This is a genomic window from Aeromonas sp. R7-1 (assembly GCF_040908115.1).
In the GTDB taxonomy this organism is placed as follows: Bacteria; Pseudomonadota; Gammaproteobacteria; order Enterobacterales; family Aeromonadaceae; genus Aeromonas; species Aeromonas caviae.
Genome location: NZ_JBFODD010000051.1, coordinates 44685 through 70339, shown reverse-complemented (window position 1 = coordinate 70339; position 25655 = coordinate 44685). Strand labels below are relative to the sequence as shown.

The 25655-nt window shown below is 60.7% G+C and carries 17 protein-coding genes; all 17 read left to right on the top strand.

Annotation, left to right across the window (positions count from 1 at the left end; translation table 11 throughout):
• Positions 1–8: 8 nt before the first annotated feature.
• The 17 genes from tssH to AB5Y51_RS14675 all read left to right on the top strand — a co-directional run bounded on the left by tssH (position 9) and on the right by AB5Y51_RS14675 (position 25649).
• A complete protein-coding gene (gene tssH / locus AB5Y51_RS14755) occupies positions 9–2651 on the top strand; it encodes a type VI secretion system ATPase TssH (RefSeq protein WP_368178662.1) in 2643 nt (880 codons plus the stop codon).
• 2 nt (positions 2652–2653) lie between these two features.
• Positions 2654–4192: a sigma-54-dependent transcriptional regulator VasH gene (vasH, locus tag AB5Y51_RS14750; RefSeq protein WP_323902171.1), complete on the top strand. Its 1539-nt coding sequence runs from the start codon at positions 2654–2656 to the stop codon at positions 4190–4192.
• Positions 4192–4797, top strand: coding sequence for a type VI secretion system-associated protein VasI (gene vasI, locus AB5Y51_RS14745; protein ID WP_368178661.1), 606 nt, complete (start codon positions 4192–4194; stop codon positions 4795–4797). Before vasH ends, vasI begins: the two co-directional genes overlap by 1 nt.
• 8 nt (positions 4798–4805) lie before the next feature.
• Entirely contained in the window at positions 4806–6251 is a 1446-nt protein-coding gene (gene tssA, locus AB5Y51_RS14740; protein ID WP_368178660.1) for a type VI secretion system protein TssA, read from the top strand.
• Positions 6252–6292: 41 nt separating this feature from the next.
• A complete protein-coding gene (tssM, locus tag AB5Y51_RS14735; protein ID WP_368178659.1) occupies positions 6293–9778 on the top strand; it encodes a type VI secretion system membrane subunit TssM in 3486 nt (1161 codons plus the stop codon).
• A gap of 46 nt (positions 9779–9824) precedes the next feature.
• Complete coding sequence (locus tag AB5Y51_RS14730) at positions 9825–11255, top strand: VasL domain-containing protein (protein WP_368178658.1); 1431 nt, start codon at positions 9825–9827, stop codon at positions 11253–11255.
• Positions 11256–11512: 257 nt separating this feature from the next.
• Positions 11513–11800, top strand: coding sequence for a type VI secretion system PAAR protein (locus tag AB5Y51_RS14725; protein WP_017411057.1), 288 nt, complete (start codon positions 11513–11515; stop codon positions 11798–11800).
• Positions 11801–11810: 10 nt separating this feature from the next.
• Positions 11811–13856, top strand: coding sequence for a type VI secretion system tip protein TssI/VgrG (tssI, locus tag AB5Y51_RS14720; protein ID WP_368178657.1), 2046 nt, complete (start codon positions 11811–11813; stop codon positions 13854–13856).
• Positions 13857–13865: 9 nt separating this feature from the next.
• Positions 13866–16424, top strand: a complete 2559-nt coding sequence (locus AB5Y51_RS14715; RefSeq protein ID WP_368178656.1) for an N-acetylglucosaminidase — start codon at positions 13866–13868, stop codon at positions 16422–16424.
• A gap of 3 nt (positions 16425–16427) precedes the next feature.
• Positions 16428–17225, top strand: coding sequence for a hypothetical protein (locus AB5Y51_RS14710; RefSeq protein ID WP_257726370.1), 798 nt, complete (start codon positions 16428–16430; stop codon positions 17223–17225).
• Positions 17226–17824: 599 nt separating this feature from the next.
• Positions 17825–18958, top strand: coding sequence for a hydrogenase 2 small subunit (gene hybO, locus AB5Y51_RS14705; protein WP_368178655.1), 1134 nt, complete (start codon positions 17825–17827; stop codon positions 18956–18958).
• A 2-nt stretch (positions 18959–18960) separates the two neighbouring features.
• Complete coding sequence (hybA, locus tag AB5Y51_RS14700; RefSeq protein WP_368178654.1) at positions 18961–19986, top strand: hydrogenase 2 operon protein HybA; 1026 nt, start codon at positions 18961–18963, stop codon at positions 19984–19986.
• Positions 19979–21166, top strand: coding sequence for a Ni/Fe-hydrogenase cytochrome b subunit (gene hybB, locus AB5Y51_RS14695; protein ID WP_024941907.1), 1188 nt, complete (start codon positions 19979–19981; stop codon positions 21164–21166). The genes hybA and hybB overlap by 8 nt, the downstream gene beginning before the upstream one ends.
• On the top strand, positions 21163–22866 hold the full coding sequence (gene hybC / locus AB5Y51_RS14690; protein ID WP_368178653.1) for a hydrogenase 2 large subunit: 1704 nt from the start codon (positions 21163–21165) through the stop codon (positions 22864–22866). Before hybB ends, hybC begins: the two co-directional genes overlap by 4 nt.
• Positions 22866–23396, top strand: a complete 531-nt coding sequence (locus AB5Y51_RS14685) for a HyaD/HybD family hydrogenase maturation endopeptidase (protein WP_324047808.1) — start codon at positions 22866–22868, stop codon at positions 23394–23396. Before hybC ends, AB5Y51_RS14685 begins: the two co-directional genes overlap by 1 nt.
• Positions 23378–23908, top strand: a complete 531-nt coding sequence (gene hybE / locus AB5Y51_RS14680; protein WP_368178652.1) for a hydrogenase-2 assembly chaperone — start codon at positions 23378–23380, stop codon at positions 23906–23908. Before AB5Y51_RS14685 ends, hybE begins: the two co-directional genes overlap by 19 nt.
• 121 nt (positions 23909–24029) lie before the next feature.
• Positions 24030–25649, top strand: coding sequence for an ABC transporter substrate-binding protein (locus AB5Y51_RS14675; RefSeq protein WP_368178669.1), 1620 nt, complete (start codon positions 24030–24032; stop codon positions 25647–25649).
• The last annotated feature ends 6 nt before the right edge of the window (positions 25650–25655 follow it).

Below are 25655 nucleotides of genomic sequence, written 5' to 3'. Positions count from 1 at the left end.
AGCACGCCTTGATTCGTATAGAGCTACCAGTACTGGTGGAAAGACTCAACCCCATCTGCCGTCACATGCTGGAGGAGGCCGCGGCCCTCTGTGTCAATCACCAGGGAGCCGAGATCCGCATCGAGCACCTGCTGCTCAAGATGCTGGAGACCCCGCTGAGCGACGTGCGCCAGATCCTGAAGGTGGCCGAGGTCGACGTTGAAGAGTTGAAGGCCCTGCTGCAACCCTCGCCGGCTGACAACGGTTATGGCCAGGGTTACCCCTCCTTCTCGCCCATGCTGGTGGAGTGGCTGCAAGACAGCTGGCTGCTCGCCTCTGCCGAGCTGCAACACGCCCAGCTGCGCAGCGGCGTCATGCTGCTGGTGCTGCTGATGACCCCCCAGCGCTACCTGCCGGGCTCGGTGACCCGCCTGCTCGCCAAGGTCAATCGCGAGCTGCTGCGCCAGCAGTTTGACGAGTGGGTCAAGGAGTCCGCCGAGACGCAAGTCACCACTACCCCCGGCGGCAAGACGGCCCAGGCCGCCCTGCCGGCCGATGCCAGTCTGCTGGCCCGCTTTACCGTCAATGTGACTGAACAGGCCCGCCAGGGCAGCCTGGATCCCGTGCTCTGCCGGGATCACGAAATCGATCTGATGATCGACATCCTCTCCCGTCGTCGCAAGAACAACCCCATAGTCGTGGGGGAGGCCGGTGTCGGCAAGAGCGCCCTCATCGAGGGGCTGGCTCTGCGCATGGTGGCGGGCCAGGTGCCCGAAAAGCTGCGCGGGGTCGAGCTGATGACCCTGGATCTCGGCGCCATGCAGGCCGGCGCCTCGGTCAAGGGGGAGTTCGAGAAGCGCTTCAAGGGGGTGATGCAGGAGGTCAAGGACGCCGTGCAACCTGTCATCCTGTTCATCGACGAGGCGCACACCCTGATCGGGGCCGGCAACCAGGCCGGCGGGCTGGATGTCTCCAACCTCATCAAGCCGGCGCTGGCCCGGGGCGAGCTGCGCACCATCGCCGCCACCACCTGGGGTGAGTACAAGAAATACGTGGAAAAAGACGCGGCCCTGTCGCGCCGCTTCCAGCTGGTGAAGGTTGGTGAACCCGATGCCGACGAGGCCACCGTGATCCTGCGCGGCCTGCGCAGCATCTACGAGAAGGCCCACGGGGTGCTGATCGATGAGGAGGCGCTGCAGGCTGCCGCCCAGCTCTCCGCCCGTTACATCTCTGGCCGTCAGCTGCCGGACAAGGCGATTGACGTGCTCGATACCGCCTGTGCCCGGGTGGCCATCAACCTCACCACGCCGCCGCGCGCGGTCAGCCACCTGCAAAATGCGCTGCGCCAGCGCGAGCTGGAGATCCGCCAGCTGGAGCGCCAGAGCCTGATTGGTCTTGGTGACAACGCAGAGCGCCTGGCCGAGTTGCAGGCGGCCCAGCAGGCTTGCCGTGAAGAGCTGGCCGAGCAGGAGGCCCGCTGGCAGCAACAGCAAGGGTTGGTGCACCAGATTGTCGAGCTGCGCGCAGCCCTGCTGGCCGATCAGCAGGATGAGATGCTGGCCAGAGAGGCGCTGGATCTCGCCGATGCACCGCTCGATCCGAAGGCCGCTGCCGAGCAGCTGGCCACCCTCGAGCGCGAGCTGGCCGAGCTGCAGCAAGGAGAAGTGCTGGTCTCCGCTCACGTCGACAAGACCCAGATTGCCGCCGTCATCGCCGAGTGGACCGGGGTGCCGCTCAATCGCATCTCCCAGGGGGAGCTGGATGTGGTGACCCGTCTGCCGGAATACCTCGGCGAGCTGATCAAGGGGCAGGATGTGGCGGTGGCCCACCTGCACAAGCACCTGCTGACCGCCCGCGCTGACCTGCGTCGGCCCGGCCGCCCGCTCGGCGCCTTCCTGCTGGTGGGGCCGAGCGGGGTCGGCAAGACCGAAACCGTGCTGCAGATTGCCGAGCTGATGTTCGGTGGCCGCCAGTACCTGACCACCATCAACATGTCCGAGTATCAGGAGAAGCACACCGTCTCCCGCCTGATCGGCTCGCCGCCCGGCTACGTCGGTTTCGGCGAGGGGGGCGTGCTGACCGAGGCGATCCGTCAGAAACCCTACTCTGTGGTGCTGCTGGATGAAGTGGAAAAAGCGCACCCGGATGTGCTCAACCTCTTCTATCAGGCGTTCGACAAGGGCGAGCTGGCGGATGGGGAAGGGCGCATCATCGACTGCAAGAACGTGGTCTTCTTCCTCACTTCCAACCTCGGTTTCCAGACCATCGTCGACCATGCCGAGCAGCCCGACGTGCTGCTGGATGCCCTCTATCCGGAGCTCGCCGCCTTCTTCAAGCCGGCCCTGCTGGCGCGCATGGAGGTGATCCCTTATCTGCCGCTCGGTCACGACACCTTGGTGCAGATCGTGGGCGGCAAGCTCAACCGGCTGGTCAAGCTGCTCAAGGAGCGCTTCGGCGCCGAAGTGGTGCTGGACGACGAGGTGGCAGAAGAGATCCTGCTGCGGGCCAATCGCAGCGAGAACGGTGCCCGCATGCTCGAATCCGTCATCGACGGTGCCCTGCTGCCGCCGGTCTCCCTGCAACTGCTGCAGCGCCTCTCGGCCGGTGACCCCATCAAGCGCGTCCACTTTTCCGTGGCCGATCACCAGTTCGTGGCCGAGGTGGGGGCTTGAGTATGGAGCAAGCCCTCGCATTTGCCCTGGCCCTCACTGCCCAGCGCGATGAGCCGCACCTGTGCCACTGGTGGAGCTCGACCCTTCATGCCAGCTTCCAGCCCAAGGGGCTGCTGCTCGGCATGCTGGATGTGAGCGGCCGTCAGCTGGAGTGCAAAGGCTGGGTCAGGGGGAAGGAGGTGGCGCTGGGGCTGGCGGTGGACGATTTTTCCCACCCCCTTGCCTATGTGCTGCACAAGGCCCAGTCCCGCACCTGGGACTCCCTCTACGGCGGTGCCCGCATCGAGCACGCCGGTTTTCGCGCACTGCTGGCCAACCTTGGCCAGCAGTGCGGCCTGCACGCCTATCCGCTGCTGGATGGCAACGGCAAGCCGTTTGCCGTGCTGGCCCTGATGGATGAAGGGGAGGTGCTGCGGGCCTGGGCCGACGGCCCCGAGCTGGCCCAGCTCTCCCAGGTCTTTTGCAACCAGCTCACCCTCATTCGCGATCTCGGTCGCAGCCGGCGGGATCAGGGTGTACTGCGCGACTCCCTGCGCCAGATAAAGGGGGAGGGGGAGCGGCTGCGTCAACACGAGAAGCTGCTCGGCGATCAGCTGGTCGGCCAGTCGGCGGTGATCCGCGGGCTGCGCGAGCAGATAAGCCAAGCCGGCCAACACAAGCTGACCGTGCTGATCCAGGGGGAGACCGGCAGCGGCAAGGAGGTGGTGGCACGGCTGGTGCACCAGTGTTCCGATCGCGCCAACAAGCCCTTTGTGGCCATCAACTGCGCCGCCATCCCGGAGAACCTCATCGAGAGCGAGCTGTTCGGTTACCAGAAGGGGGCCTTCTCCGGCGCCCTTGCCAACAAGACCGGGCTGGTGGCTCAGGCCAACGGCGGCACCCTGTTTCTGGACGAGGTGGGGGACATGCCCGCCGCCATGCAGGCCAAGCTGCTGCGGGTGCTGGAAACCCGCAGTTACCGGCCGCTTGGGGCCGAGCAGGAGTATCACTCCGATTTTCGCCTCATCGCCGCTACCCATCAGCCGCTCACCCGCCATGTGGAGGAGGGGCAGTTTCGGGCCGATCTCTACCACCGTCTCTGTCAGTGCCTGCTGTTGATCGCCCCCTTGCGCGAACACATGGATGATGTGCCGCTCTTGTGCCAGCACTTCATGGCCCAGTTTGCCGCCCAGGATGGCAAGACGCTCGCCGGCTTGCAGCGCAAGTTCTTGAAACAGCTGCAGACCTATGACTTTCCCGGCAACGTGCGCGAGCTGCGAAACCTCTTGGAGGTGGCCTGTGCTCATACCCGTCACGGGGAGGAGGTGGGGCTGGAGGCGCTGCCGCCGGAGCTGCGCGAGCGGGTATGCGTCGAGTTGCCCAGCACCATGGACGATTACAACCACATCCGCGATCTGCGCCGGGCCATGCAGCAGTACGAGGCTTCCGTCATCGAGGCGCGGCTGCGCCACTTCCAGGGCAATCGGATGCTGGTGGCCGAGAGCCTCAATATTCCCAAGCGCACCCTGGATCACAAGTGCCAGAAACTGGAGGTGAACTGATGAGCATCCTCGGCTTGTTACCGCTGCTGCTGGCCACCAGTGCGGCCGAGGTCCCGCTGGACATGGCGCGCTGGCAGGCCTGCCGGCAGGAGCCCTCGCCGCTGGTGCGGCTCGCCTGCTACGACGCCATCGGCAATGGCGCGGCCAGTGCCGCCGAAGGGGCCGCCCCCAAGTCGGCGGCCTGGCAGGCCATCTGGGCCCAGGAACAGGCCCGCACGCCAGCGAGCGCGCCCTTCCTGCTGCAAAGTGACGCCGGCAGTGGCAGTGAAACCCTCACCCGCCCGGCACTGCGCGGGGCGACGCTCTCCATCGGCTGCGTCGACAGCATCACCCATATCCGGTTGCGGCTGGATCAGCCCTGGAGCGGCGAGAAAGTGCAGGTCGAGCTGGATGGTCAGCCGAGTGCCGGTTCCCAGAGCTGGTTTATCAGGGATCAGGGTCTGCTGCTGGAATATGGCCGCGGTCTGCCTGCCATCGAGGAGCTCAAGCGCTGGCAGGGCCATCGCGAGCTGCAGGTGCGGGCCGACAACGGTGCCCTCTTGCGGGTCGACCTGAGCGGCCTGAAAGAGGCGCTGGCACCGCTGCGTCAGCAGTGCCGCTGGTAGGGGGGACGATGAGCTATCAACACCCCTGGTGTGCACGCCTGCTCACCAGCCTGCCGGATGAACAGATAAGAGGCGCCGTGCTGGCCGACGAGCCGCGCTGGGACTACGTGGAGACCGAACTGGTCAAGCTGGGCTCCCTCGCTCACAGCCAGGTGGATCTCAATGCGGTAGCCGAGGCGTGCCTCGGCTTGCTGGAGAGCCGCACCAAGGACATGCGGGTGCTGGCCCAGCTTCTGCGCTGTCTGCAGCACCCGGCCAAGGCGACCCCGTTGGGGGCTGCGATCAGCCTGCTGGAGGCCTGGATAAAGGCTTACTGGCTGCTGGCCTGGCCCGGCAATGCCAGCCAGAAACAGCGGCTGATGGTGCAAATCGTCAAGCGCTTCGAAGGGGCCCTGCCGCGCATTTGCGAGAGCGCCTCGGCGGCCGAGCTGGCCCAGTTGCTGGCCCAGGCAGAGCAACTGGAGCGAGTCTGGCTGGCCCAGTGTCCCGACAAGGGGGAGCTGCTCGACCCGCTGGTGATGGGGCTGAAGCGGGCCCAGCGCCAGCAGGTGGCACAGGCCGAGGCGAATGCCGCAGGGCAGCCCCAGAGCAGCGGCGCGGCGGCAGCGGGCTCCCCAGCCTCGGTGGCATCGACCGCCAGCGGTGCCGGCGCCATGGTACTCAGCGGCGGTGGCGGCAGTGTCGGCATCGACATCGACAGTTCCAACGATCGCGCCTGGCGCCAGACCCAGCTCAAGGTGGCGGAGCTCCTGATCGAGCGCCAGCCGGAGGCGGCGGTGGGTTATCGACTGCGCCGTCACGCCGTCTGGGCCGGGATCACGGCGGTCCCCATGAGTGGGCCGGGCAATAAAACCCCGCTGGCACCCATGTCGGCGGACATGGTGGACGAGTACCGCGCCGCCATGAACGCCCCTGATCAGGGGCTCTGGCAGCGCATCGAGCAGAGCCTGACCCTGGCACCTTACTGGTTCGAAGGGCACAGGCTCTCGGCCGAGGTGGCCCAGAAGCTCGGCTTTGGGGCGGTGGCCCAGGCGATCGCCGAGGAGCTCGGCGCTTTTCTGCAGCGTCTGCCGGCCCTGCGGGAGCTCGCTTTTAGCGACGGCTCGCCGTTTCTCTCCCCCGAGTGCAGCCGCTGGCTGCAACCGGCCAAGGGCGGCAGTGTCGGCAGTGGCGAGGCGGGGCTGGCCGAGGAGGTAGCCCAGCGCCACGGCGAGCAGGGGGTCGCGGCGGCGCTTGCCCTGCTCGATGAGCGGATTGCGCAGTTGAAAGAGCCAAGAGATCGCTTCCACGCCTTGCTGGTGCAGGCGGAGCTGTTGGCGCAGGAAGGCATGGAGGCGCTTGCGCGCCAGCACTATCAACACTTGTGGCAAGAGGCCAGTCGCCTTGGGTTGTCGCACTGGGAGCCCGGGCTGGTCAACCGCCTGGAGAGCCTGGCGGCGCCGTTGTCGAAATGAGTGCCGAAATGAGTCATTGAGTCGGAGTTGGATCACATTTTATGTTCAAAACCATTTTTACTTTTCTGCGGCAACAGCTGCCGAAATTGAAACCCTCCTGGCCCCTGCTCGGTGCTGTGCTCTGGGTGCTCGCTCTCATCCTGGTGTGGTGGCTGGCTCCTCGTCTCGAGGTGCGCGGCGCCAAGCCGTTCGAGCCGCTGTGGGGGCGGGTGGTGTTCACCCTGCTCTGGCTCTGGCTGCTGCTGGGAGTGGTCTCCTGGCGGGTGTGGCGCAAGATGCAGCAGCTCAAGGCCGAGCGTCAGCACGAGGTGGTGCTGGAGCAGGATCCGGTCAAGGGGCTCATCGACAGGCAGGCGCTGTTCCTCGATCGCTGGCTGCAGGCGTTGAATACCCATCTGGGCAAGGGGGCGCTCTACGCCATGCCTTGGTATCTGGTGCTGGGCCTGCCCGGCAGCGGCAAGAGCAGCCTCATTCACCGTGCCAACCCGGCCAACAAGCTCAACCCGAGACTCGACACCGAGCTGCGCGACGTGGCGCAGGATCAGCTGGTGGATTGCTGGCTGGGGGAACAGGCGGTGATGCTGGATCCCGCCGGGGTGCTGCTCTCCCAGAGCGAAGCCGAACTGGATCCGCAGGCGCGCAAGCATGAGCGGCTCTGGCTGCATCTGCTTGGCTGGCTCAATGAACACCGCCGTCGCCAGCCCCTCAACGGCCTGGTGCTGACCGTGGATCTGGCCTGGCTCTCCCACGCCAGCGTGGCCGAGCGCAAGGCTTATGCCCAGCTGATGCGCTCACGCCTGCAGGAGGTGTCGGCCACCATGAATACCCGGTTGCCGCTCTATGTCACCTTCACCAAGCTCGATCTGCTGCGCGGCTTTGAGGTGATCTACCAGCAGCTCGACAAGGAGGCCCGGGAGGCCGTGCTGGGGGTGACCTTCAAGCCGGGCGCCGACTGGCAGCAGGATCTGGCCCTGTTCTGGGATCAGTGGGTGGACAACCTCAACCAGAATCTGCCCGAACTGATGCTGAGCCGGCTCGATGCCGCCCAGCGCAACGCGCTGTTCTCGTTCGTGCGCCAGCTGGCGGGCCTCAAGGATTACGTGACCAGCCTGCTGGCCGAGACCCTGGCCATTGAGGAGAGCAAGCCACTATTGGTGCGCGGGGTCTATGTCAGCTCCGTCTATCAGCAAGGGGTGCCGTTCGATGCGTTTGCCCAGGCGGCCTCCCGTCGCTACAACCTGCCAGAGCCCATCCACTCGGCCCTGCGCGGGGAGTCCAACACCTATTTCGTGCGCCAGCTCTTCTCCTCCATCATCTTCCCGGAGGCCCATCTGGCCGGCGAGAACCGGCTGCACACCCTCTATCGCCGGCGCCGCATGGCCATCGGCCTCAGCTGCCTGTCGCTCTTCTCGGCAGCCCTCATCGGTGGCTGGCACTACTTCTACCGGGTCAACGAGGAGGCGGGCCGCAACGTACTGACCAAGGCCCAGGCTTTCATGGAGACCAACGAGGTGGCCGATGCCCACGCCTTCGGGGTGAGTCAGCTGCCGCGCCTCAACCTCATTCGCGAGGCGACCCTCTCCTTTGGCAACTACCGTGAGCGGATGCCGCTGGTGGCAGACCTCGGCCTCTACCAGGGGGACGAGATTGGTCCTTATGTGGAGGGTTCCTACCTGCAACTGTTGAGCCTGCGCTTCCTGCCGGCCCAGATGCAGGGATTGCTGGCGGATCTCAACCAGGCACCTGCCGGCAGTGAGGAGAAGCTTGCCATCCTGCGGGTGATGCGGATGCTGGATGACGCGTCCGGTCGCAACAAGGAGCTGGTGGCGCAGTACATGGCGAGCCGCTGGCAGAAGGCCTTCCCGGGGCAGGGGGCGGTGCAGGAGCAACTGATGGGGCACCTGGACTATGCCCTCGATCACACCAACTGGTATGGCGCCAGGGTCGAGCGGGATCAGGCCGCCATCACCGCCTTCGTGCCGTTCAAGGAGCCGGTCTACGGTGCCCAGCGCGAACTCGGCAAGCTGCCCATGTATCAGCGGGTCTACCAGAACCTGGTGGTGAAGGCGGGCGAGGTATTGCCGCCGGATCTCAACGTGCGTGACGAGGTGGGCCCCACCTTTGACACCGTGTTTGCCCTGCGCAGCGACAACGCTGGCCAGGTGCCCCGGCTGCTGACCTGGCCCGGTTTCAACGACTTCTTCCTGAAACAGGACAAGGCCCTCATCGATCTCACCGCGATGGATGCCTGGGTGCTGGGCCAGCGCAAGCTGAGTCAGCTGAGCGAGGCGGATCGCAAGGAGATCACCCGTCAGGTCAACGACCGTTACGTCACCGATTACGTCAACCAGTGGCAAAAACTGCTGACCAATCTGGACGTGCAGACCCTGGAGAGCCCGGAGCAGGCGCTGGACGTGCTCGCTGCCATCACCGGCAACGATCAGCCGTTCCAGCGGGTACTGGCCTCGCTGGATGACAACACCCGCATTCGCAAGATCTCCGATGTGGAAGGGGACCCGGCCCAGGCCATCAGCGCCCGCATCGGTCGTCCCTTTATGGCCACTAATGGAGTATTGGCTGGACGTGGTGAGCAGGGACCGCTCATTCAGGAGGTCAACCAGAAGCTGGTGGAGCTGCAGCACTACCTGGAGCTCATCGTCAACGCCACCGAGCCGGGCCAGTCTGCCTTGAAAGCGGTGCAGCTGCGCATGACCAACAAGTACGCCGATCCGGTGTTCGCCCTGCAGCAATATGCCCGCAGTCTGCCGGCCCCGCTCGATCGCTGGGTGGGTCAGCTCTCCGAGCAGAGCTCGCGACTGGTGATCGATCTTGCCATGTCTTCCCTCAATCAGGAGTGGCAGGACAAGGTGCTGGCCCCCTTCAACAGCCAGCTGGCCGGTCGTTATCCGTTTGATCCAAGCTCGAACAAGGACGTGCCCCTCTCCGAGATGGAGCGCTTCTTCGCACCCAACGGGACGCTGGACAGCTTCTATCAGGTCAACCTCAAACCCATGGTGGAGAGCGGCCTGATGGAAGGGGAGTTCAGCTCGCCCATCCAGGCCGAGCTGGTCAAGCAGTTGGACCGTGCTGCCCGTATCCGTCAGATCTTCTTCAGCCAGCAGGGCAACCTGGAGGTGCAGTTCGCCCTCGAGCCCATCGAGCTCACCGCCAACAAGCGGCGCAGCGTGCTGAACCTGGACGGCCAGTTGCTGGAATACGCCCATGGCCGCCGTACCAAGATCCCGCTGGTATGGCCCAACACCATGCGCGACGGGGCCGAGAGCAAGATCACCCTGGTGCCGGCCGCCCGCGAGCGCTCACCGCGCAGCGAAGGCTTCGTCGGCCCCTGGGCCATGTTTCGCCTGATGGACAAGGGGGAGCTGACCCAGGTCAATGACGCCACCTTCGATGTGCGCTTCCCGGTAGATCAGGGGGCCATGATCTATCGCGTCTATACCGACAGCGCGCAAAACCCCTTCACCGGCGGCCTGTTCAGCCAGTTCAGACTGCCCGAATCCCTCTATTGATCGCGTCGGGGGCACGTTGTGCCCCCTTCCTGCGTTGGAAGTTCATATGTCACAGAATCAACAAGGTCAGCAGGCCCTGAAAGTGGGGCGCGACCCCAGGATGTTGCCGGAGTACGAGGCGCTGCGGGCCGAGATCAACAAGCTCAGCCACGCTTCGCGCCCCGAGGTGGACTGGCAGCGGATCCATCAGCTCGCCAGCCTTATCTTCGAAAAACACGGGGTGGATCTGCAGACCGCCATCTACTTCACCCTGGCGCGTTCGCGCCTGCAGGGGCTGAGCGGTTTTACCGAAGGGTGCGAGTTTCTCGCCAACCTCATCGTCACCCAGTGGGAGAGCTTCTGGCCGCCGGTTCATCAGGAGCGGGCCCGCATCGAGATGCTCGACTGGTTCATTGCCCGTATCAGCGACGTCATTCGTCAGTACCAGATCAGCCACGAGGACAAGCGACTGATCTATCGCTGCGAGCGGGCGCTGCAGCTCATCAGCGAGAAGCTGCACAACGCGGATCTGAGCCGCATTCCCCGGGTCGAGAATCTGGTGCACTTCATCGAGGGGTATACCCACCTGTTCGATGAGACCGAGATCGTCATCGTCTCCGACGAGCCGGGCCTCAAGGAGGATCTGCAGATCCCGCCCATGGTGTTCTTCAAGTCCGACCTGGAGAGTGAGCACGGCGGCACTGTTTCGGCATCGACCCCGCACCTGCCTCAGGGCAGCATTCTGGTGGGGCGCGAGAAGGGGCAGGTCAAGCCGACCGTGCTGAAGATTGAGCAGCACCGCCGGCAGCGCCCCGCCTGGTTCTGGTTTGGCTGCGGCCTGCTCAGCTGCGCCCTGCCAGTGATGGGGTGGCTCGGCTGGCAGCAACATCAGCAGGAGAAAACCGTGGCGGCCCAGCGCCTGGTACAGCCGGCCGCCGAGCTGCCCCGAGCCCTCAGCTACGACGACATTCGCCAGGCGCGCATCGTGCTGGGGGAGCAGACCCTGCTGAACATGGAGAGCGATCTGGTGGCCCGCTACCAGAACCAGTTGACCCGGCTCGAGCAGACGTCGCCGCTCTACTGGTATCGCTACGGCGAGGGACTGCGCAACTCGCTCTCGATGCTCTATCCCGACTCGCTGGCGGTCAAGGCGCTGGACAAACAGTGGCAGGCGCAGCTTGGCAGTCAGCAGGGGGATGTCATTAGCGTGCCCACCTATCTGGATGCCCGCGCCGGGGTGGATGCCCTGCTTGATCAGCTGCTGGAGCTGGAGCGCCAGCGCAAGACGGTGACCATCTCCTACCTCAAATCCCAGCTCTACGAAGTGCAGAAGAACCTGATGCAAAACATCCCGTTCAGTCTGCGCCTGGATGAACTGGAGGCGAGAAAAGCCTCTCAGGAGCCCATCACAGCAGCCGAGCTCAAGAGCCTGGAAAATGATCTGAAAGCGCTCAATATCCGCCTCTATCAGCTGCAACAGGGCGCTTCTGGTAGCTGAAAATGCCGCCCTGAGCAAAAAATTGCGCAAGGTGTGGTGAGTTTGACTGGCAAGGCAAGGTTTGCCGGGAAACTTGCCCTGTCTTGCGCAATGGATTGCAGCAGATTGGTCTGATGCCGCGAGCTTGAATCGTAATTGACTGATTTTTAATGTGATTGTGGGCGACTTTGCCATGGCATGGAGGCTGCTGGGTCGCCGCTTCAACTGTCTCTGCACCAGGCTGCGCTTGCACCATGGTTGCCCCACGGAGAATCCAGATGTGCCCTTCTATTGCATTGCTCGGTGACATCGGCACCGACCACGATGGTTTCCACCCATCCCCCGTGATTGCCGCCAGCCCGGATGTGTTCCTCGATGGCAAGCCGGTGGCCCGCCAGGGTGATCCGCTGGCCCCCCACGACAAACCCAACAATCCACCCCATCCGCGCAGCATCTCGGGCGGCGTCGGCTCTGTGCTGGTCAACGGCAAGCCCATCGCCGTGACCGGCACTGCCGTCGGCTGCGGCGGCGTGGTGATTGGCTCAGGCAGCGGACAGGCAGGTTAAGGAGCGCTTCATGGCAGACAGCACAGGATTACAATTTACCGTCAAGGTGGGGGCTCTGTCCGAGAGTACCTTCGTGGTGGCCGAGTTTGCACTGGATGAGGCGCTGAACCGGCCGTTCAACCTGCGCCTTGAGCTGGCAAGTGCCCAGCCCGACATCGACGTTGGCGCCGTGCTGGACCAGCCGTGCGAGCTGCTGGTGTGGTACAACGGCGAGCTGCAGCGCCGGGTGTGCGGGGTGGTCAGTGACTTCGCGCAGGGTGACAGCGGCTTTCGCCGCACCCGCTATCAGCTGCTGGTGCAGCCGGCCTTGTGGCGTCTGTCGCTTCGCCAGAACTCCCGCATCTTCCAGGCGCAGAAGCCCGATGAAATCCTCAGCATTCTTTTGCAAGAGCACGGCATCACCGACTATGCGTTTGCGCTCAAGAACGAGCACGCCAAGCGGGAGTACTGCGTTCAGTATCGGGAAACCGACCTCGATTTTGTGAACCGCCTCGCCGCCGAAGAGGGGATGTTCTACTTCCACGAGTTTGAAGCGGGCAAGCACCGCATCGTGTTTGCTGACAATGCCGCAGCATTGACTCAAGGCCCCGAGCTCTTCTTCAACCTCGGCAATCGTTCCCTCGAGCAAGGTCCCTATGTGCGCCAGTTCCACTACCGCGAGGCGGTACGCCCGTCGGATGTGGAGCTCAAAGACTACAGCTTCAAGACCCCGGCTTATGGTCTCTCCCACAAGAAGCAGGGCAGTGAGCTCGAACACCAGCGCGACACCTACCAGCACTTCGACTATCCGGGCCGCTACAAGCAGGACGGCAGCGGCAAGGCGTTTGCCCAGCATCGGCTCGATGCCCTGCGCAACGATGCGGTGGCGGGCCAGGCTAAGTCCAACTGCGCGGCCTTGCAGCCGGGGCAGTTCTTCTCGCTGACCGAACATCCCAACGGCAGCCTCAACACCGACTGGCAAATCGTGCGCATCCAGCACACCGGCTTGCAGCCGCAGGCACTGGAAGAGGAGGGGGGCTGCGGCCCCACCGTCTACCACAACGAATTTGGCGTGGTGAAAGCGAGCACCACCTGGCGAGCACGCATCGGCAGCCCCGAGGCCCCTCACAAGCCGATGGTGGATGGCCCGCAAATCGCCATGGTGGTGGGTCCCGACGGTGAGGAGATTTACTGCGACGAGCATGGCCGGGTCAAACTGCAATTCCCGTGGGACAGGTATGGCAGTTCCAACGACCAGAGCTCCTGCTGGGTGCGGGTGAGCCAGGGCTGGGCCGGCGGTCAGTACGGCATGATGGCCATCCCGCGCATCGGCCACGAGGTCATCGTGAGTTTCCTGGAGGGGGACCCCGACCAGCCCATCGTGACCGGCCGCACCTATCACGCCACCAATCGGCCGCCCTACGAGCTGCCAGCCAACAAGACCCGCACCGTGCTGCGCACCGAAACCCACCAGGGTGAAGGCTTCAACGAGCTGCGCTTTGAAGACCAGGCGGGGCAGGAAGAGATTTACATCCACGGTCAGAAAGACCTGAACGTGTTGATAGAGAACGACGCCGCCTGGCAAATCAAGCACGACCAGCACACCGATATCGACAATGAGCGGGTGACCCGCATCAAGGCCAACGACCACCTGACGGTGGAGGGTGAGAAGCGCGACCAGATAAAAGCCGACTACTCGCTGACGGTGGATGCCAGCCTGCATCAGAAGCTGGGGCAGTCCCTGCTGGTGGAAGCCGGTCAGGAGGTGCATATCAAGGTGGGCGACAAGCTGGTGTTGGAAGCCGGTTCCGAGATCACCCTCAAGGGCGGCGGCAGCTTTGTGAAAGTGGACCCGAGCGGCGTCAAGCTGGTCGGCCCCGCCATCAAACTCAATGCCGGCGGCAGCGCAGGCTCAGGCTCTGGCTGGGGTGGCAAGGCCCCCGTGGTTCCCAAGGGGGTAGAAGTGGTCAAGGCTCCCGAACTGGTTGAACTCATCAAGGCCATTCCCACCGAGAAGGCGATGGAGGCGCTCTTGAAAGAAGAGAAGCCCGGTGCGTTCTACCTCTTTTCTGAATAAGGAAACAGCATGAAGTTTGCATTTCCCATCCTCACTGCCAAAGGGGAAGAGTTCAAAGATGCCAAGGCATTGACGGCGCTGATCAATGGCGAGCAATCGGGCCACTATCTTCTTGGCAATCACAACAAATGGCATGGTGGCATTCATATCAGCGACAAGAGTGCCCCTTGGTGCAAGGATAAGTATCCTGTCAGAGCCATGGCCGATGGCAAGGTGGTGGCATTCCGGATGATGAAGGATTACCTGACCTCTGAATTTCATGGGGAGTCCTTGCGTTATTCCAACTGCTTCTGCCTGGTACAGCATGAATATTGTGAAGTGAATGCAGAGACCAGGGCGAAAAATGAGTTCACCTTCTACTCGCTCTATATGCATCTGCTGCCTTGGGATCAGTACCAAAGCACCGAGAAGCTGGTACTGAAGAAGGGGTGGAATGCGCGCAATTCCGTTCCCCATGCCAATCCCGATGCCGAGCAGCGGCGTGTTGATGCCGCCTTGCCGCGCTTCACCTTGCCCAAGGATACCGAGCTGGAAATGGACAGCAGTGTGCCATCCCAAAAGGGGAATGTTGGGGGCAAGGTGTATGACTTCATCAAGGTGATCATCAAGAGTCAGTTGTCCAATACCCAGATGAAAGAGGCCGAGAAGGCCGGTGTTGTGGTCAGTCAAGGGAGTTCGGTCTGGATCGCCAATAGCCCGGAAGCAGTGACCTTTATCAAGCCCAATGTGCCAACCTGGCTATTCGATCAAATAGATGCCGAGGTGCTGACGAATATGGTTGGTCGTGCGGATCCTGTTCTCAATGGGCCTACAGGTCGTCTGAGAGCAGGAGACCGAAGCGTTTCTCTGCCCGCAGGAACAAAAGTGACGTATGATGCCCACCAACTCGAATTCCATTGGGTGGGTGACAAAGCACGCAAGATGGCCAAATGCGAATATGTGACACCGAATGCAGATGGTGCTGCGGGTAGTTGCGGTATGGCCTGGGTGTGCGTCGAAGATGAATTTATCAAGGTAAATGCGCGTACACCTTCTCATCTTGGTGAGCTATATGTGTTGCCATCTCCCGTGGCTATTGCCGCAGGTGAGACCATCGGCTATCTCGGCCTGGTGGAAACGCCTGGCTCTTTGATTGGTGGCAAGAAGAGCAAGCATCAAGTCCATCTTGAAATCTTCACCCAGGATCCCAGACTGGACGATGTATTGGCCAACAAAGCGGGAACAAGAGGTGGTGCCACCTATGCCAAGGTCCCGGCGGGACTCATCTTGCACGAGAAGAAAAAGCAGGATGGTAAAGATCTCTGGGTGGCAACCGGTGACAAGAGTCTGGAAGCGCTGGTTGAATCACCAACGTTTGAAAAAGATGCCGCCAAGCAGGAGTGGGTCAGCATTTCGTCAGGAAAATATGTCAAGAAAGAGCAAGTGGAGCTTTTGAGCCAGCATGACTGGCTTAAGATTGGCTTTAAAAAGGTTGATGGTTCAGGATCAGATGGTTATCTGGACCCGGATGTGCCGCCTACTTTCTTTACCGAATTGGTAAACAGTTTTGATACCGACAAGAGCGGTGAACTGAGCAGTGAAGAGATCCAGGCCGCGCTGCAAAATAGCAGCAATGCAGAGAAACTTCACAAGCTTATCGTAAAGCATCCCAGCGAGTGGTATGAAAAATCGTCGGCCAGCAGTTATCTGTGGCTGGAAAAACTGATGGCTAAAATTGGCTTGCCTGATTTTGACCTGCTGGTGGATCATGAAAAACAGCGCATCGATAAGCTGGAATGGATGCAGACTGCTGCTAGTTTAAAGATTGGTCCTAATATTTATCACATTTACCCCATAGCTATTTATGGAAAGAAAAAAGATCGATTTGTAGTAAACTATACGCACTATAGGTATCCACTATCGTATGCACTGGATAAACAAATGGCAATCCCTTCCCAGTATGCCCCCAAAGTAGGAAACTATAAGATAGCAAGTCGAAATGAAGTGTTGGTGAATCTAACTCCAGACGATGACGTCACTAAAGACTCTATCTATCAATTTCTTGATCTGTCAAAGTATTCTGAAGTTTCAGATGATGAAATAAATAAGTTTTTGTTTGGTCAAGGAGTTTTGGAAGGGAAAGGTTCTGTTTTTACGTCTGCAGCTAAAAAATATAATGTCAGTGAAGTATATCTTGTTTCCCATGCATCACTAGAAACTGGTCGAGGGACATCAGGGTTCGCACGTGGAAAAGAATTTAACGGAATTAAAGTATATAATATGTATGGAATTAATGTTAGAGATGATAAGCCTTCACTAGGCACAAAGTATGCGTTTGATAAAGGATGGGATTCTATTGATAAAGCAATAGATGGAGGGGCTAAATGGATCTCTGATAACTTTGTTAACCATCCTAAATACAAACAAAATACACTCTATAAAATGCGTTGGAACCCCGCATCACCAGGTGAACATCAGTACGCTAGCGATGTTCTGTGGGCCAAACATCAAATACCTAACATGAAGAAACGATTTGATATTTTTCCAGATGCCGTTCTATACATAGATGTTCCTGTTTACGAGGAGTGATTGGTGAAAAGTATATTTTATCTTGTTTTTTTACTACTTTCTTTCAGTGCTCAATCCGAGTGTGAAAAAATGAGTTTTTCGAGTGTTGATACTGACTATGAAGGCGTGAACTATGGTCTTTCAGATGTCATTGTGACCTCGAAAGGGAGAACTTTTTTTTATGATTTCCCACTCGAAAAATGTAAATCAAATAAAGTTTTCATTATTAATGGTGATAAAGCAGTATCATATGCATCATATAATGGCTTCCAATATATAAATTATTTAGATAGAAATGGAATAGTACATGCTGGATGGGTTAAATCACCTCGCATCAGCAAAGATAGCATATCGACAGATAAATTAAATGTGAGAGAAAGTGATTTCTTTGTAGATTTCAATGGTACTGAAATACATATTGATAATAGTTACAGTGATATAGCATGGTTGTTTGATAATCTCACTGAAATAGATAGTGGGAATAAATATATAGATTTATTTAGAACTATAAATGGGGTTGATTATAAGTTTTATCAACACGATTTTGATCCTATATATATAGAGTCATCTAATCTTAACTATGATAAAATAAAAAGAGATTTTGATGATTACAGAATAACTAGGATTACCCTCAAGAGCGATATAGGGTTTAGCAGTAGGGGGATTTTTGTTGGAAGTAAAATGCTTAACGTCCTAAAAGTATATGGTAAGCCTTCAGCGATACAAGATGGTGATTTAATTTACTATTATGATAATAAATCAATACGTTTCATCGGCTCAGAAACCGTTAAGCAAATAGATATTTCAATAAACCCAGTATGACATGGAGTTATTGACTGACTGTACAGATCTAGATATCACCTGACACCGGCTTCAGCCGGTGTTTTCTTGTGTCATCATGGCTTGGGAGGCCAGCCTGGTCAGTACAATGAAAGCGGGTTGCGTACGAGATACAAGCGTTTCTGCTGGTGATTCAGCCACTTTCTGTAGTCCTTGAGCTTGGCTATTAAGGTACCGCGCTTGATTAATTTATTTCTGTTTTGGCAAGAGATGAAGGACTGAGTGGTGGCGCTATGTACGCTGCAACACCTATTGATGAAGATGAAATGCTGAAATAACAGGGCCGAAAAATAAATTCTGTGACAATGCTTTCATTTTTATAATTTCATGCCGAAAACAAAGACGTAATTTATATGGTGTTAATTAGGTATTTTCTTGAAATACCTCTTTGTGGGTGTTTTTGGGGCTCAGCAAATAATAAATGCATGTGGCATATAGCTTTTTTGATTTCACTCTCCAGTCCAACAGAGGCATTAATAGGGTTCGACTTGATGGAGATCAATATAAAGGGGGAAGGGGAGGCATAGCATTCCCGCAATTAAGCATTTGTCAAACAATGCTCACTGACGGGAATAAGAAGAATGGTCGAGGATACTTTTTTATCGGCTCATGGAATTAATCGCCGTGACTTTATGAAATTGTGCGCCGGGATGGCCGCAACCCTGGGATTAAGCCAGCATGCCGTGGCCAAGATGGCCACGGCGCTCACCAGCCCGGAGCGGCCGCCGGTGATCTGGATTGGGGCGCAGGAGTGTACCGGTTGTACCGAGTCACTGCTGCGCGCCACCCACCCCACCATCGAGAACCTGATCCTCAATACTATCTCCCTCGAATACCATGAGGTGCTCTCGGCAGCATTTGGCCATCAGGCTGAAGAGAACAAGCACAACGCCATGACCCGCTACAAGGGCAAGTATGTGCTGGTAGTTGATGGCTCCATTCCGCTCAAAGATGGCGGCATCTACTGCATGGTGGCCGGTGAGCCTATCGTCGACCATATTCGCCGTGCCGCCAGTGACGCGGCTGCGGTCATCGCCATCGGCTCCTGCGCCGCTTGGGGCGGGGTGCCCGCCAGCGGCGGCAACCCGACCGGTGCCGTCAGCCTGGAAGAGGCCCTCGGCAACCTCGGCACGCCGATTATCAATATCCCGGGCTGTCCGCCCAACCCCCACAACTTCCTCACCACGGTCGCCTACTACATCACCTACGGCAAGCTGCCGGCGCTGGATGCCAAGAAGCGGCCGCTGTTTGCTTATGAACGGCTCATCCACGAAAACTGCGAGCGCCGTCCGCACTTTGACGCCGGTCGCTTCGCCAAGGAGTTCGGCGACGAGGGCCACCGTCAGGGCTGGTGTCTCTATCACCTGGGCTGCAAGGGGCCGGAGACCTACGGCAACTGCTCGACTCTGGAGTTCTGTGATATCGGTGGTGGCATCTGGCCCGTTGGCATCGGTCATCCCTGCTACGGCTGCAACGAACAGGGGGTGGGGTTCAGCAAGGGGATCTTCCAGCTCGCCAAGGTGGAGAATCCCACCCCGCGGGTCAACAAGCCCGACGTGGCCATTCAGGAGGGAGGGCACATGTCGCCCACCGCCACCGGCCTTATCGGTGGGGCGCTCGGGGTGCTGGTCGGGGTGAGTCTGATGACGGTGCGCGAGCTCGGTCGCCAGCAGAAGCGCCATGAAGCCGGGCAGCACTCATCACGGGAGGAGTGACCGTGAACAGACGCAACTTCCTCAAATTCGCCTCCGTCGGTGCGCTGGCGGCGGGCACCACCGTTTCCGGCACCGCGCTGGCGGCGGCCGAGAACAAGCCGCCCATTCCCGGCGCGCTCGGCATGCTCTACGACTCCACCCTCTGCATCGGTTGCCAGGCCTGTGTGGCGGAGTGTCAGCGCCTCAACGGCAACCAGGCCAATCCGGCCGGGGAAGCGACCTGGTCCAACAACGACAAGCTGAGCCCCTACACCAACAACATCATTCAGGTGTGGAAGAGCGGCACGGGTGAGCACAAGGATCAGCTGGTGGATGGCTATGCCTACATCAAGAAACAGTGCATGCACTGCGTCGATCCCAACTGCGTCTCCGTCTGCCCGGTGCAGGCGCTGACCAAGGATCCCAAGACCGGCATCGTCCATTACGACCCGGACGTCTGCACCGGCTGCCGCTACTGCATGGTGGGCTGCCCGTTCGATGTGCCCAAATATGACTACGACAATCCGCTGGGGGCGATCCACAAGTGCGAGCTCTGCAACCAGAAGGGGCTTGAGCGCATCGATCAGGGCAAATTGCCCGGCTGCGTCGAGGTGTGCCCCACCGGCGCCGTCATCTTCGGCACCCGCGAGGCGCTGATGGCCGAAGCCAAGCGCCGGCTGCTGGCCACCCCGGGCAGCGAATATGCCTACCCGCGCCAGACATTCAGCGCCAACGATCCCTACCTGCATGAGGTGCCCAACTACCAGCCTTACGTCTATGGCGAGAAGGAGGGGGGCGGTACCCAGGTGCTGGTGCTGGCCGGGGTGCCCTACACCAAGCTCGACATGCCTGACTTGCCGGAGCTCTCCTCCGGGGCGCGCTCCGAGCACATCCAGCACACCCTCTACAAGGGGATGGTGCTGCCGCTGGTGGTGCTGACCGGGCTCTCGGTGCTCATTCGCCGCAACACCAAGGACCATCAGGATGGCGACGATCATGACTCGCACGCGGGCCATGACAAGCAATCGGGAGGCAAGGACCATGAGTAATCACAAGGCACATCCGCTGGGGGGCCGGCTGGTCAGCTGGCCGGTCATGGTGCTGGCGCCGTTCGTCATCCTGTGCGGCATGCTGATCCTCAAGCGCCTCATCTTCGGGCTGGGCTCGGTCACCGATCTCAACGGCGGCTACCCCTGGGGGCTCTGGATCTCGTTCGATCTGCTGATAGGCACCGGTTTTGCCTGTGGCGGTTGGGCACTGGCCTGGGCGGTCTACGTCTTCAACCGGGGCGAGTATCACCCCCTGGTAAGGCCGGCCCTGCTGGCGAGTCTGTTTGGCTATTCGCTGGGGGGCCTCTCCATCACCATCGACGTCGGCCGTTACTGGAACTTGCCCTACTTCTACATTCCGGGTTTCTTCAACACCTCCTCGGTGCTGTTCGAGACGGCGGTCTGCATGACTATCTACATCGGGGTGATGGCGCTGGAGTTTGCCCCCGTGCTCCTGGAGAAGTTCGGCTGGAAGGCCTCCATGGCACGACTCAACAAGATCATGTTCTTCATCCTTGCGCTGGGGGCCCTGCTGCCCACCATGCACCAATCCTCGATGGGCTCTTTGATGATAGTGGCGGGGGAGAAGATCCATCCGCTCTGGCAAAGCTACGAGCTGCTGCCGGTCTTTTCGCTTCTGACCGCCTTCATCATGGGCTTCTCCATCGTGGTGTTTGAAGGCTCCCTGGTGCAGGCAGGGCTGGCGGGGCGCGGCCCCAACGAGAAGTCGCTCTTCTACAAGCTGACCCAGGTGATCGACATCTTCCTGATCCTGTTCGTGGCGCTGCGCTTTGCCGAGATCGTCATCAACGACAAGTCGGAATATCTCTCCCAGTGGAACCGCTACGCCTTGATGTTCTGGAGCGAGATCGCGCTGATGATCTTCCCGCTGCTGGTGTTCCATTGGGACAAGAGCCGCCGCGATTCGCGCATGTTGTTCCTGGGGGCCCTCAGCATGCTGCTGGGCGCCGCCCTCTGGCGACTGGACTACTCCCTGCTCGCCTTCAACCCCGGCAATGGCTACCACTACTTCCCCTCCGCGGCGGAAGTGCTGATCTCCTTGGGCTTCGTCGCCATCGAGGTGTGTGCCTATTTGCTGCTGATCCGGCTGCTGCCGGTACTGCCATCACTTGAACGTGTTCACCAAGATTATCAGGCCCGAGGGAAAGCCAACGTATGAGCCAACGTATCACCATAGACCCCATCACCCGCATCGAGGGTCACCTGCGTATCGACTGTGAAATCGAAGGCGGCGTCGTCACCAAGGCCTGGTCGTCCGGCACCATGTGGCGCGGGATGGAGGAGATCGTCAAGGGCAACGACCCGCGCGATGCCTGGATGATAGTGCAGCGCATCTGCGGGGTGTGCACCTCCATTCACGCCATCGCCTCGGTGCGGGCGGTGGAGAACGCCATCGGCGCCAAGGTGCCGGTCAATGCCCAGTACATCCGCAACCTCATCATCGCGGCCCACAACATCCACGATCACATCGTCCACTTCTATCAGCTCTCCGCGCTGGACTGGGTGGACATCACCGCCGCACTGCAGGCTAATCCGCAAAAAGCGGCCGACCTGCTCAAGGGGGTATCGACCTGGTCCCTCAACAGTGCCGATGAGCTGACCAAGGTGCAGGACAAGATCCGCGCCCTGGTAGCCAGCGGCCAGCTCGGCATCTTTGCCAACGGCTACTGGGGTCACAAGGAGATGAAGCTGAGCCCGGAGGTGAACCTCATCGCCGTGGCTCACTATCTGCAGGCGCTGGAGTGCCAGCGCGATGCCAACCGCATCGTCGCCATCCTCGGCGGCAAGACTCCCCACATCCAGAACCTGGCGGTGGGCGGGGTGGCCAACCCCATCAACCTGGATGCACCGAGCGTGCTCAACCTGGAGCGGCTGCTCTATGTGAAGAGCTTTATCGACCGGCTCGGCGAGTTCATCGAGCAGGTCTACAAGGTGGATGCCGCCATCATCGCCGCCCACTACCCCGAGTGGCTGAACCTGGGGCAGGGGGCCAAGCACTACCTGAGCGTGCCGGAGCTCCCCACCGACGGTGACGGCGGCAGCTTCCTGATGCCGGGCGGCTACATCGAGAACGGCAATCTGGCGGGTTATCGCCCCATCGAGAGCCATCAGGATGCGTGGCTGATGGATGGCATTGCCGAGAGCAACAAGCACGCCTGGTACAAGGATGACGCCCCCCTCAAGCCCTGGGAGGGCAAGACCGAGCCCGATTACACCGGCTGGCAGGATGACGGCAAGTACTCCTGGGTCAAGTCTCCCACCTTCTACGGCAAGGTGGTGGAGGTGGGGCCGCTCGCCGACTTGCTGGTCAAGCTCGCCGCCAAGCACCCGGAGACGGTGGCGCACTTCGATCAGCTGAACGGTCTCTACAAGACGCTCACCGGCTCGGCCATCAAGACCGAACAGCTGCACTCCACCCTGGGCCGCATCATCGGCCGGGCGGTGCGCTGCTGCGTGCTCAAAGACACCCTGTCTCACCAGTGGCAGGCGCTGGTGGACAACATCGGCAAGGGGGATGTCAGCGCCTACATCAAGGCCGAGATCCCGGCGGACAAGGAGTTTCGCGGGGTGGGCTTTGAAGAGGCGCCGCGGGGCATGCTCTCCCACTGGGTAGTCATCAAGGGCGGCAAGATCGAGAACTATCAGGCGGTGGTGCCATCGACCTGGAACTCGGGTCCGCGCAACTTCAATGACGAACCCGGCCCCTACGAGCAGTCCCTGGTGGGCACCCCGGTAGCCGATCCGGCCAAGCCGCTGGAAGTAGTGCGCACCATCCACTCGTTCGATCCCTGCATGTCCTGCGCGGTGCACGTGGTGGATACCCAGAGCGGCGACGTGACTCAGGTGAAGGTGCTGTGATGAACACCCTGATCCTGGGCGTGGGCAATCTGCTGTTGAGCGATGAGGCCGTCGGCGTGCGCATCGTCGAGGGGCTGGAGCGCGACTACCGCTTCGCCCCCGGCATCGAGCTGCTTGATGGCGGCACCGCCGGCATGGAGCTGCTCGAAGCGATGGCCAGTCGCGATCACATCATTCTGGTGGATGCGGTGCGCAGCGGTAATCCGCCGGGCACAGTGGTGACCCTGAAGGATGAGGAGATCCCGACCCTGTTTGGCCGCAAGATCTCCCCCCATCAGCTGGGGCTGGCGGATGTGCTCTCGGCGTTGCACATGACGGGGGAGTCGCCAAAGCGGCTCACCCTGATCGGGGTCGAGCCCGAATCCCTCGAGCCCCGCATCGGCCTCACTCCCGTGGTGGCGGCGGCGCTGGGGGAGGCGACGGATCGGATCCTGACCCTGCTGGCCAGTGTTGGTGCCCCAGCCATCCCGCTCTCTGAGCAGGAGAAAGCTGAACAAGCGCGGGAGGGCACATGGCGCAATCCATTGTGAACGAGGTTGAGAGAGTGCCGGAAATATTACCGGAGACGGCGCAGGAATTTGCCGGTTTTGCCAGCAATCCCTCGCCTCTGCTGGTAGCCCAATACGAGCGGATCGCGCAGCAAGAGATGCAGGCCCTGCCGTTCTACCACCCGGCCATGCCCATCGTGGCCGAGTGCACCCTGTTTGAAGGGCAGTGGCTTGGCTGCGTGCTCACCCCCTGGATGCTGAGCGTGGTGGTGCTGCCCGGGCCGGATCAACTCTGGCCGGTGCGCAGCAGCAGCGAATGCCTCGCCCTGCAGCTCCCCTGCGGCAACCTGACCTTTATGGTGGGGGAGTTGCCCGAGACGGGGCAGTTGCTGGCCTGCTCGCTCATGTCCCCCATCGACCCGCATCTCGGGGCCGAGGAGGGGCGGGCGCTGGTGAGCAGCGCCCTCAAGATGCTGCTTTCGCTTCCGGTGCAGCAGGGGGAGGGCGGCGTGGATCTGGGGCGCCGACGACTGTTCGGGGGACGAAAGTCCTGAGACCAAGGCGTGCCGACAACCGGGCGCGTCAGTTTGACACAGGGGCCGGCATGGGCCCCTCACTCGCCTCATTGAGGTGGCGTTGCATCTCTGCGAGTGAATCCTGGGAACAAGGATCATGATGAAGATTGAACATGGCCGCATCGATGGCCTGCTGGGTGCGCCAGTCCTGGAGCGGGCACTACCCCTGCTGGCCCTGCTATCGGGCGGTTTCTCTACCATGGCGCTGGCTGCCCAGCCCGTCCCCGCCGAACTCAAGCTCGCCATCGGCAGTGAGCCCACCGAAGGGTTTGACCCGCTGCTTGGTTGGAGCCACGGCAGCTATCTGCTGCTGCACAGCCCGCTGCTCAAGCAAAACGCCGACCTCAGCTGGCAGAACGTGCTCACCCAAGCGGTGACTCCGAACCAGGATGGCAAGGGGTGGCTTATCCGCCTCAAGCCGAATCTGAAATTCTCCAACGGTGCACCGCTTACCGCAGAGGATGTGGCCTTCACCTACAACAGCGCAGCCCAGGGCGGCGGCAAGATCGACATGGGCAACTTTGTCTCGGCCAAGGTGCTCTCGCCCACCGAGGTTGCCATCACCTTGAGTGCTCCCCAGAGCACCTTCGTCAACGTGCTGGGATCTTTGGGGATAGTGTCGAAGAAGGATTACGATCCCAAGGCTTACGCCCGCCATCCGGTCGGCGCCGGCCCTTACCGGCTGGTGAGCTTCCTGCCCGGCCAGCAACTGGTGGTGGAGGCGAACCCCCATTACGCCGGCGGCAACAATGACTTCAAGCGGCTGGTGTTTGTCTTTATCGATGAAGAGAGCGCCTATGCCGCCGCCCAGAGCAGCCAGCTCGACCTGGTGCGCATCGCCCCCTCGCTGGCGCCCACCGTACCTGCTTCCCTCAAGCTCTGGGTGCGGCCGAGCGTGGAGAACCGCGGCATCGTCTTCCCCATTCCGCCTGCGGGCGGTAAGGATGCCAAGGGTTATCCCATCGGCAACGACGTGACCTCGGATGTGGCGGTGCGCCGCGCCATCAACTACGCCATCGACCGCAAGCTGCTGGCCGACCAGCTGCTGGAAGGACATGCCATCCCCGCCTACAGCGCGGTAGAAGGTTTGCCCTGGCTGAACAAAGCCACCGCCTTCAAGGACGGGGATGCCGCCCACGCCAACGCCCTGCTCGACGAAGCGGGCTGGAAGATGGGCAGTGACGGCATTCGCCACAAGGACTCCCTGCGCGCCGCCTTTACTCTCTGGTACACCAGTGGCGACAGCACCCGCCGGGATTTGGCGGAAGCGGTGCGGGCCATGCTGGGGCCCATCGGTTTTGAGGTGAGCCTCAAGTCCGGCAGCTGGGAGCAGGTGGAGCGCGAGATGCACGCCAACCCGGTGCTGATGGGGTGGGGGAGTCTGGATCCCATGGAGCTTTATCACCACTACCAGAGCGGCTCCGCCGGCGTGGAGTTCTACAACCCGGGCTATTACCAGAATCCGGTGGTGGATGGCCACCTCAAGCAGGCGCTGGATGCCCCCGACTGGCAGGCGGCCGTGCCGTTCTGGCAGCAGGTGGAGTGGGATGGCAAAACCGGCGCCGGAGTGCAGGGGGATGCAGCCTGGGCCTGGCTGCTCAATGTGCAGCACACTTATCTGGCCAACCGCTGCATCGACCTTGGCAAGGGGGCGCCGGAAATCCACGGTAGCTGGTCACTGCTCAACAACCTGCAGGATTGGCGGTGGACGTGCCGTTAAGTTCGT

Bases quoted from the DNA above. Each gene is read 5' to 3' on its own strand.
- vasH (WP_323902171.1), top strand. From the start codon at position 2,654: ATGGAGCAAGCCCTCGCATTTGCCCTGGCCCTCACTGCCCAGCGCGAT.
- vasI (WP_368178661.1), top strand. From the start codon at position 4,192: ATGAGCATCCTCGGCTTGTTACCGCTGCTGCTGGCCACCAGTGCGGCC.
- tssA (WP_368178660.1), top strand. From the start codon at position 4,806: ATGAGCTATCAACACCCCTGGTGTGCACGCCTGCTCACCAGCCTGCCG.
- tssM (WP_368178659.1), top strand. From the start codon at position 6,293: ATGTTCAAAACCATTTTTACTTTTCTGCGGCAACAGCTGCCGAAATTG.
- AB5Y51_RS14730 (WP_368178658.1), top strand. From the start codon at position 9,825: ATGTCACAGAATCAACAAGGTCAGCAGGCCCTGAAAGTGGGGCGCGAC.
- AB5Y51_RS14725 (WP_017411057.1), top strand. From the start codon at position 11,513: ATGTGCCCTTCTATTGCATTGCTCGGTGACATCGGCACCGACCACGAT.
- tssI (WP_368178657.1), top strand. From the start codon at position 11,811: ATGGCAGACAGCACAGGATTACAATTTACCGTCAAGGTGGGGGCTCTG.
- AB5Y51_RS14715 (WP_368178656.1), top strand. From the start codon at position 13,866: ATGAAGTTTGCATTTCCCATCCTCACTGCCAAAGGGGAAGAGTTCAAA.
- hybO (WP_368178655.1), top strand. From the start codon at position 17,825: ATGGTCGAGGATACTTTTTTATCGGCTCATGGAATTAATCGCCGTGAC.
- hybB (WP_024941907.1), top strand. From the start codon at position 19,979: ATGAGTAATCACAAGGCACATCCGCTGGGGGGCCGGCTGGTCAGCTGG.
- hybC (WP_368178653.1), top strand. From the start codon at position 21,163: ATGAGCCAACGTATCACCATAGACCCCATCACCCGCATCGAGGGTCAC.
- AB5Y51_RS14685 (WP_324047808.1), top strand. From the start codon at position 22,866: ATGAACACCCTGATCCTGGGCGTGGGCAATCTGCTGTTGAGCGATGAG.
- hybE (WP_368178652.1), top strand. From the start codon at position 23,378: ATGGCGCAATCCATTGTGAACGAGGTTGAGAGAGTGCCGGAAATATTA.
- AB5Y51_RS14675 (WP_368178669.1), top strand. From the start codon at position 24,030: ATGAAGATTGAACATGGCCGCATCGATGGCCTGCTGGGTGCGCCAGTC.